Below are 2,476 nucleotides of genomic sequence, written 5' to 3'. Positions count from 1 at the left end.
GGTCGTAAAATCCTTGATGTTAACGTGCAAATTTATCCCCTCCATGCACTTATTCTTCTCTTTACGCATGAGGTGGAGAAAAGAAAAACAAGTCTAGACGATAAGGGTTTCTAATGGGATGTTACTATTTTTTGCATTTTAGCACTTATAATGTAAGCTATTTGTTGACATTAACAGTATTTTACGCTATATAAAAGAATGATTAAAACGTTTAAAAGCAAAACATTGGCAGAATTATTCAAAACGGGAAATTCATCCAAGATTGATAAGAAACTTGTAAAACGTATCATGGTTCGTCTTGATCGTTTAGATATTTCTGAAAGACCAGAAGATATGAATCTTCTAGGATTCAACTTTCATTCTTTGATTGGATATTCACCCACTCGTTACACTGTCCACGTTAACGGACCATGGTGTATTACCTTTGAATTTGACTCATGTAATGCTTACCGTGTTGATCTTGAACAATATCACTAAGGATACAGTTATGAATGACATTCCTGCACAAAGAGATAAAAACCGTTGTCCTACTCATCCAGGAGAAGTTTTAGCAGAAATTATTCCTGAAACAGGCAAAACAAAATCAGAAATTGCGCAGATGCTTGGTATATCACGCCAACATCTCTACGATATTCTGAACGCAAAAAAACCTGTTTCTCCTTCTATTTCCGCTTGTCTTGGCAAAATGTTTGGTGATGGAGCTGCTATATGGTTACGTATGCAAGCTAATTATGACGCTTGGCATGCTGAACGTGAAACAAATGTTAGCAAAGTTCCAACACTTCACGCTGTTTGATCTCTTCCTCACTCTCAAGGGATAATGTTTTATGGAATACTGGATAAATAATAATATTGAACAACATCCCCTGCTTTAAACATGTTCATCACTATTCAAAATGTCATCTAAACCACGATCTAAATCATCTAATATATTTTGAGGTGCATCTGCATAAACAAAAGATTGTGCACCAGAACGCGCTTTTATTAATTCATGATATAAATCAACAGGAAGCATAATGATTTTTTCACGCCCTCGCTTTGTCAAAGCTACAGGTGTAGACATAGCCTCGTCTAAAATATCGCCTGCCCCGCGGTTTACATCTGTAAAACTATATTTTTTCATATGCACATCCTATCTTTAATGTATAAGACGTATTATACGTACAATATGTATTATGTAAAGATATTTTACGGTATTAACCACCTCCCCGCCTAAAAGACGAGGAGATAAATCATGTTTTTAAATTAAGCAGCTTTCTTAACAGAATTTTTCAAACTCGGCTCGTAAGCTTTCAACAAAGGCTCCATAATAGAAGGAGGTTTTAAAGANTGTTCATTGTACACCTCCATGGATTTGTTCTCTCAAACATGCCAATCCTTTTGGTGTGATTTTTGTTGAAGGGAGCACCTTTTCTGTACCATCCGGTCTTTGAATGGTGATAGCAGGACAGTCCATGAATCCTTTCTTGATCTTATCCTGATAAGGTAACAGCGGCGCCCCTGGAGCCCGTCGATACACCCAATCATGTTTACGCAAGTAATCAGTTAAATCCTTTGGTCTTACTTCCAACATCTTTGCTGCTTCAATAAGACCGAATAAACCATCAGAGCGCTTTAAGCCATCCAAAGCTTTTGCTTTTGGTGTCAATTCTGCAATCACATGATCTTTATGTTCTATTTGGCTTTGTAGATGATTCAAAACACCAAGCAATGCTTCCGGTTTGGAGTAGTCGACTTGCGGTGTTGCTACTTGTTTCAAAAGCCGTTCACATTTGATAAAGTATTGACGTGCTTCATGTCCTTTGTCATTACGCTCTATCATCGAAAGATGTTTAGCCATGTCTAATGTAATGTGGTATTCTTTTACCTTTCCACCGTTTTCTAAATTTTTAGAAAGCGTTATAAAGTTTATATTTTCCAGAAATTTACATTCTTTAATGCGATTTTTAATCCAGTCTGCAAACTTTGATGTAATTTCCAAAAATGCGTGCAACTCACGCGCATTAACAGTTTGAACAGTTTCCTGATCAATAACCTGTTCTGATATTTCTATAAGTGTGTTCATAATGAACTCCTTGGTAATAGACGTTTTTCATTGACACTTTTAACAAAGTGCCGGGCGCTGAAAAACACGGTACCAAGTCCGTCGTTACGCTTTTCTCGTAAAGAGTATTGTATAGCGTAACCACACCCGACAATATCATTATATGCGTGTAACATACAATGAGTCAAAGCCTTTAATGTGCGGAAAATAAACTATCTCGGTAGCTTGTCCGCTTGGTATTTAAGGTGTTTTTCAAGCACCTGATTCGAAAATACACATTGTAGAAATAATGTCAAGCAACTTTCGATAATTTTTTATCATAATGCCAGTCTAACAAATACAGCAATCATCCCCTCATTTTTCCCATTCATTTCATTAGCCAATATTTTAAAGGAGCATAAAGTATGGCAACAGGTTTTCTACACGGTGTTG

The 2,476-nt window shown here is 36.6% G+C and carries 4 protein-coding genes; 2 read left to right on the top strand and 2 right to left on the bottom strand.

The window, feature by feature from the left end; translation table 11 throughout:
• The first annotated feature begins 198 nt into the window (after positions 1–198).
• Together ACFIMC_RS03730 and ACFIMC_RS03725 are read left to right on the top strand one after the other, a co-directional pair.
• Complete coding sequence (locus ACFIMC_RS03730) at positions 199–477, top strand: type II toxin-antitoxin system RelE/ParE family toxin (RefSeq protein ID WP_375680798.1); 279 nt, start codon at positions 199–201, stop codon at positions 475–477.
• A gap of 10 nt (positions 478–487) precedes the next feature.
• Entirely contained in the window at positions 488–796 is a 309-nt protein-coding gene (locus ACFIMC_RS03725; RefSeq protein ID WP_375638182.1) for a HigA family addiction module antitoxin, read from the top strand.
• Positions 797–871: 75 nt separating this feature from the next.
• On the opposite strand, the gene ACFIMC_RS03720 is transcribed toward ACFIMC_RS03725, so the two are convergent.
• A complete protein-coding gene (locus ACFIMC_RS03720) occupies positions 872–1,123 on the bottom strand; it encodes a type II toxin-antitoxin system prevent-host-death family antitoxin (RefSeq protein ID WP_375628617.1) in 252 nt (83 codons plus the stop codon).
• 210 nt (positions 1,124–1,333) lie between these two features.
• Entirely contained in the window at positions 1,334–2,065 is a 732-nt protein-coding gene (locus ACFIMC_RS03715) for an antA/AntB antirepressor family protein (RefSeq protein WP_375685658.1), read from the bottom strand.
• Between the last annotated feature and the right edge of the window lie 411 nt (positions 2,066–2,476).

Source organism: Bartonella sp. AP21QHHD (assembly GCF_042196205.1).
Taxonomy (GTDB): Bacteria; Pseudomonadota; Alphaproteobacteria; order Rhizobiales; family Rhizobiaceae; genus Bartonella.
Note: the sequence above shows the minus strand (reverse complement) of the source record. Positions and strands in the feature narration are given on the sequence as shown.

Bases quoted from the DNA above. Each gene is read 5' to 3' on its own strand.
- ACFIMC_RS03720 (WP_375628617.1), bottom strand. From the start codon at position 1,123: ATGAAAAAATATAGTTTTACAGATGTAAACCGCGGGGCAGGCGATATT.
- ACFIMC_RS03715 (WP_375685658.1), bottom strand. From the start codon at position 2,065: ATGAACACACTTATAGAAATATCAGAACAGGTTATTGATCAGGAAACT.
- ACFIMC_RS03725 (WP_375638182.1), top strand. From the start codon at position 488: ATGAATGACATTCCTGCACAAAGAGATAAAAACCGTTGTCCTACTCAT.
- ACFIMC_RS03730 (WP_375680798.1), top strand. From the start codon at position 199: ATGATTAAAACGTTTAAAAGCAAAACATTGGCAGAATTATTCAAAACG.